The following is a 5,547-nucleotide window of genomic DNA, read 5'->3' on the forward strand; positions in this document are numbered from 1 at the left end:
GGCCCCGCGTCCTGCGCCGCGGCGGGCAGCGGCGCGGCGGTCGCTGCAAGCAGGGCGGCGATGATGACGAGCAGGCGCTTCATGACGGCGACACCTAGGCTCCCAGGACTGAACCGGGGCTGAATGCCGGGGTTATGAAACGGCTAAGCTATTCTGTCACCTCGCCTAAGGCGCCCTGGCGACGCTTTGCGTCCGCGAGTCTATTTGCGGCGGCGCGGGACGTAGGGGCGGTTTTGCCGCCAGCCCTCGGCGAAGGCGTCGAGCTCGGAGTCCGGCGTCTCCGGCAGCACCACCGTCAGCCGGGCGAACAGGTCGCCGCGACGTCCCTGGGCGTCGGAAAGTCCGCGGCCCTTCAGCCGCAGCCGGGTGCCCGTGTTGGCGGCCTTGGGCACGGTCAGGGTCACCGGCCCGTCCGGCGTCGGGGCCTCGACCTTGCCGCCGAGCACGGCGTCGTAGACCGTCACCGGCACGTCCATCACCAGCACCTCGCCCTCCTGGCGGAAGATCGGGTGCGGCAGGATGGCGAGCTCGATGAAGGCGTCGCCGGGACCGGAGCGGCCCGGGTGGCCCTGCCCTTTCAGGCGCAGCGTCTGGCCTTCCTGTGCGCCCTTGGGAATGGTCACGTCGATGGTGCGCCCGTCGGAGAAGGCGATCCGCTTCTTGCCGCCGCGGATCGCGTCCTCCAGGTCGATCTCCAGCCGCGCGCGCACGTCGGCGCCACGCTGGGAGAAACCGCCGAAGCCGCCGCCCGCGCCGCCGCGCCCGCCGTTCCGGCCGCCGCCGAACATCTCCCCCAGGATGTCGCCGAGGTCGGCGCCTTCGAAGGTCTCGCTGTGGAAGGGGCCCTGGCTGCCGCCGCGGCGTGAGAAGCCGCCGCCCGGGCTCGCGCCCCACGGCCCCTGCCCCCCCGCAAAGCCGCGCGCGGTCTCGCGGCCGTCGGCGTCGATCTCGCCGGCGTCGAATTTCTTGCGCTTGTCGGCGTCGCCGAGAATGTCGAAGGCCGCGCTCACGCGCTTGAAACGCTCCTCGGCCGCCTTGTTGTTGGGATTGGTGTCGGGGTGGTGCTGCTTGGCGAGCTTGCGGAACGCCTTGCGGATCTCGTCCGCGTTCGCGGTGCGAGACACTCCCAGTTCCTGATAGGGGTCGCGCGCCAACTCTCAGCCTTTCCCAAACGGTCTATACTGTTTCGCCTTGTAGATTGGTCTGATGGCACATGCACGCAAGGTCGCATGTGACAATAATATCACACACAGCGCCGCCATCGCGCGAGCGTGGCGGCCAGCGTGACAACCTCTGCAATTCACGGACGGCGGCCGAGGTTCCCGTTACCGATCCCCGCGCTCGCCGACGAGGTCCCAGGCGGTGAAATCCAGGGCGTCCTCGGGATCGGCGAGCGCCTCTTCGCTCACGGTCTGACCACGGACGGAGACGCCGGCCCGGTGGGTGCTCTCCGGATCGCCGGTGACCAGCGGATGCCAGGGCGCAAGGTCGCGCCCTTCGTGCAGGCGGCGGTAGGCGCAGCTCCGGGGCATCCACTCCAGCGCCTCGATGTTGTGCGGCGTGAGCTTGATGCAGTCCGGCACATGGCGATGGCGCTCGGCGTAGTTGCTGCAGCGGCAGACCTGGGCGTCGAACAGCTTGCAGTGGACGCGGGTGGGGATGACCTCGCCGGTCTCCTCGTCCTCGAATCGCACCAGGCAGCAGAGGCCGCAGCCGTCGCACAGGCTCTCCCATTCCCGAGCGGTCATCTGCTCGAGCGTCTTCCTGCGCCAGAAGGGTTCGCCTGCCATTCGCCGCATCTAGACCCGCGGGGCCGTGGGCCCAAGAGGCTCGGCCTGAAATGTGATCGCCGCCTGCCCCGGTCTTGCGCCGCCGCCGCAAGCCTTTATCTGAGGCCGCCCATGAGAGCGCCCATCCTGGCCCTGAAGGACGTCCGGCTCGCCGACGGTCCGAAGATGATGTTCGACGGCGTCGACCTGGGCCTCGAGCCGCGGGTGCGCGCCTGCCTGGTGGGCCGCAACGGCGCAGGCAAGTCGACGCTGCTGCGCATCATCGCCGGCGAGATCCAGGCCGACGACGGCGAGCGCACGGTCACGCCGGGCACACGCATCAGCTTCGTGCGCCAGGAGCCGGAAATCGCCGGCGCCACCTTGCTGGACTTCGCCACCGCCGGGGGCGCCGAGCCGCACGAGGCGGCCGCGGCGCTGGAGACGTTCGGCCTCGATCCGGCCAAGCCGTCGCCGGGCCTCTCCGGCGGCGAGACCCTGCGCGCGGCGCTGGCGCGGGCCTTCGCCGAAGACCCGGACATCCTGCTGCTCGACGAGCCGACCAACCACCTGGACATCCTGGCGATCGAGACGCTCGAAGCCGAGCTCGCCGCCTCGCGCGCCGCCGCCCTGATCGTCAGCCACGACCGCGCCTTCCTGGAGCGGGTGACCCGTCGCTGCTTCTGGCTGGAGGCCCGTCAGGTGCGGCGGCTGGACGAGAGCTTCGCCGGCTTCGACGCCTGGGCGGAGAAGATCGAGGCGCAGGAGGCCGAGGAGGCCAGACGCCTCGACAAGGCGATCGAGCGCGAGCAGCACTGGATGGCGCGCGGCGTCACCGCCCGGCGCGCGCGCAACGAGGGCCGCCGCCGCCGGCTGATCGCCATGCGCGAGGCCAAGTCGGAGCGGCTTAAGGACGCCCGCGGCCAGCTGAACATGGGCGTCGCCAGCTCCGGCCTCTCCGGTCAGCGGGTGGCCGAGGCCAAGGGCGTCACCAAGGCCTTCGGCGAGCGGACGCTGTTCAAGAACTTCTCGACCCGCATCCTGCGCGGCGACCGGATCGCCATCGTCGGGCCGAACGGCGTGGGCAAGACCACGCTGGTCAAGGTGCTGCTGGGCGAGCTGGCGCCCGACGCCGGCGAGGTGAAGCTGGGGACCAACCTGGAAGTCGCCTATATCGACCAGGCCCGCGCGGCGGTCTCGGGCGAGGCGACGCTGAAGGACGTGCTGACGCCGCACGGCGGCGACCAGGTCATGGTCCGCGGCCAGCCCAAGCACGTCGCCGGCTACGCCAAGGACTTCCTGTTCCGCGACAACCAGCTGCGTCAGCCGGTGCGCACCCTCTCCGGCGGCGAGCGCAACCGCTTGCTCCTGGCCCGTGCGCTCGCCAGCCCCGCCAACGTCATGGTGCTGGACGAGCCGACCAATGACCTCGACATGGATACGCTCGACCTGCTCGAGGATCTCCTGGCCGACTACGACGGCACCCTGATCCTCGTCAGCCACGACCGCGACTTCATCGACCGGCTGGCGACCTCGACCATCGGCCTCGACGGGCGCGGGCGCGTCGTCGAGACGCCGGGCGGCTGGCAGGACTTCCTGGATCAGAACCCGGGCTTCTTCGCCCCGCCGGTGATCAAGACCGCGGTCAAGCCGCAGGCGTCACCCCCGCCCAGGCCGGCCGCGGCCCGCCCCTCCAAGCTTTCCTACAAGGACCAGCGCCGGCTTGCGGAACTGGAGACCCTGATCGCCGACCTGCCGGCGAAGATCGCCGCCCTGGAGACCGGCCTGGCGGACCCGAACCTCTATGCCCGCGATCCGGCCGGCTTCGAGCGCCTCAATCGGGCGCTGGAGGCCGCGCGCACCCAGCTGGGGGCGGCGGAGGAGGAGTGGCTCACCCTGGAAGAGCGGCGCGAGGCGCTGGAAAACGGACGCTGATCTTGACCGTGGAAAACCCTAAGCCTTTCTAGGTGCGGGGTTTATCGCCGCCGTCCAGCGCTCGTTAACCATAAGCTCACAGACTGTTGCACAGCCGGGCGCGCACAGGCGCTTGCTCCGTAGCCGGACCAGGCGCACCGTCACTGGGCCAAGAGGAATGGCGGCGCAGGCGGACCGGGACACCGGAAAACCCAGCGGGCCGGATCTTAGAGGACGGGACCGGGGCGACCCGGGACTGCCGAAAAGAACCGGATGCGGCGGAAACCAGCGGGGCGACCCGCGAACGCAAACCGCGGTCAGGCCAGGAGGCGCAGATCTCCCAACGGATCTGAATGAGGGCGACGCCCCGGCCTGCCGGAGCGCCGCCCTCTTACTATGTGCGCTTGCTGCATTTGGCCCTTCCCGCAGCGCGGCCAGGGCCTTATTGGCGCCGAGGCGCGGCCGCCCTACCCTCCGGCCGCTGATCCCGGGGGAGCCTCTATCCGATGAAAGCCCTGCGTCCGATCGTCGTCGTCCTGGCGGCGCTGCTGGCCGCCTGTTCGCCCGCGAAGAGGGAGGCGAGCTCCGGCGGCGCCCGGCCCACGGTCATCCGTTTCGCCACCGACTGGCGCGCGCAGGCGGAACAGGGCGGCTACTACGAGGCCCTGGCGAACGGCGAGTACAAGAAGCGTGGCCTCGACGTGCAGATCGTCCAGGGCGGCCCGGGGGTGAACGTGCCGCAGTTGCTGGCCGCCCACGCGGTCGAGATGGGCATGGGCTCGAACAGCTTCATCGTCATGAACCTCGCCCAGCAGGGCGTGCCGGTGAAGGCGGTGGCGGCCTACTTCCAAAAGGATCCGCAGGTGCTGATGGCCCACCCGGGCCAGGGCATAAGCTCGATCGCCGACCTCAAGGGCCGCCCGATCCTCCTGTCCGACGCCTCGATCGGGGCCTTCTGGCCGTGGCTGAAAGCGAAGTACGGCTTCACCGACGAACAGATCCGAAAATACACCTTCAACTCGGCGCCTTTCCTGGCCAACAAGCGCGCCGCGCAGGAGGGCTATGTCTCCAGCGAGCCCTACACCCTCGAGAAGCAGGCGGGGATGAAGCCGGTGGTCTTCCTGCTCGCAGACAACGGCTATCCCGGCTACGCCAACATGGTGCTGGCGCCCGACAGCCTGATCGCCACGAACCCCGCGGCGGTGAAGGCCTTCGTCGAGGCCACGGCGCAGGGGTGGCGCGACTATCTCTACGGCGACCCCAAGCCGGGCGACGCCCTGATCCGCAAGGACAATCCGGAGATGACCCAGGACGTGCTCGGCCAGGCCCGAGAGAAGATGCGCACCTACGGTCTGGTGGAATCCGGCGACGCCAGGACCGGCGGCATCGGCGCCATGACCGACGCACGCTGGCGGACTTTCGCCGATACGGCGATCAGCGAAGGCGTCTATCCGAAGACGCTCGATCCGAAACGCGCCTACACCCTGCAGTTCCTGGGGAAATGAGCGTCGCCGCCCTGAACCGGGTCGAGGTCGACTATCCGAACCGCGGCCGCGCCCTGGGCCCGTTCAGTCTCGCGGTCGCCGCCGGCGAAATCGTCGCCCTGGTCGGCCCCTCAGGCTGCGGCAAGTCGACGGCGATGCGGCTCCTGGCCGGCCTGGAGGCGCCCAGCCGCGGCGAAGTCGTCCGCACCCCCCGCCGCGGCGAGACCGCGGTGGTGTTCCAGGCCCCGACATTGGCGCCCTGGCTGAGCGCGCGGGCGAACGCGGCCCTGCCGCTGGAACTCGCAGGCGTGGCGCGCGGCGTTGCGGCGCGCCGTGCGGACGAGGCCCTGGGGCGGGTCGGGCTGGCCGGCTCGGAGACCGCG

Annotated in this window: 5 protein-coding genes; 3 read left to right on the forward strand and 2 right to left on the reverse strand. The window is 70.3% G+C overall.

Translation table 11 applies throughout. From position 1 onward, the window contains the following. Positions 1-200: 200 nt before the first annotated feature. Positions 201-1,154 (reverse strand): J domain-containing protein, encoded by a 954-nt coding sequence (locus VJS38_RS14040; RefSeq protein ID WP_324088772.1) that lies wholly within the window; start codon positions 1,152-1,154, stop codon positions 201-203. 171 nt (positions 1,155-1,325) lie between these two features. Next, on the reverse strand, positions 1,326-1,790 hold the full coding sequence (locus tag VJS38_RS14045) for a YcgN family cysteine cluster protein (RefSeq protein ID WP_324088773.1): 465 nt from the start codon (positions 1,788-1,790) through the stop codon (positions 1,326-1,328). 99 nt (positions 1,791-1,889) lie between these two features. On the opposite strand from VJS38_RS14045, the gene VJS38_RS14050 reads away from it, so the two are divergent. The 3 genes from VJS38_RS14050 to VJS38_RS14060 all read left to right on the forward strand — a co-directional run. After that, entirely contained in the window at positions 1,890-3,701 is a 1,812-nt protein-coding gene (locus tag VJS38_RS14050) for an ABC-F family ATP-binding cassette domain-containing protein (RefSeq protein ID WP_324088776.1), read from the forward strand. Positions 3,702-4,186: 485 nt separating this feature from the next. Then, a complete protein-coding gene (locus VJS38_RS14055) occupies positions 4,187-5,185 on the forward strand; it encodes an ABC transporter substrate-binding protein (RefSeq protein WP_324088774.1) in 999 nt (332 codons plus the stop codon). Further along, a partial coding sequence (locus tag VJS38_RS14060) for an ATP-binding cassette domain-containing protein (RefSeq protein WP_324088775.1) occupies positions 5,182-5,547 on the forward strand: 366 nt, incomplete at its 3' end. The genes VJS38_RS14055 and VJS38_RS14060, both read left to right, overlap by 4 nt.

This window comes from Phenylobacterium sp., from assembly GCF_035276905.1.
Taxonomy (GTDB): Bacteria; Pseudomonadota; Alphaproteobacteria; order Caulobacterales; family Caulobacteraceae; genus Phenylobacterium.

Excerpts from the sequence above, each read along its gene's own strand:
- VJS38_RS14045 (WP_324088773.1), bottom strand. The coding sequence starts at position 1,790 with ATGGCAGGCGAACCCTTCTGGCGCAGGAAGACGCTCGAGCAGATGACC.
- VJS38_RS14055 (WP_324088774.1), top strand. The coding sequence starts at position 4,187 with ATGAAAGCCCTGCGTCCGATCGTCGTCGTCCTGGCGGCGCTGCTGGCC.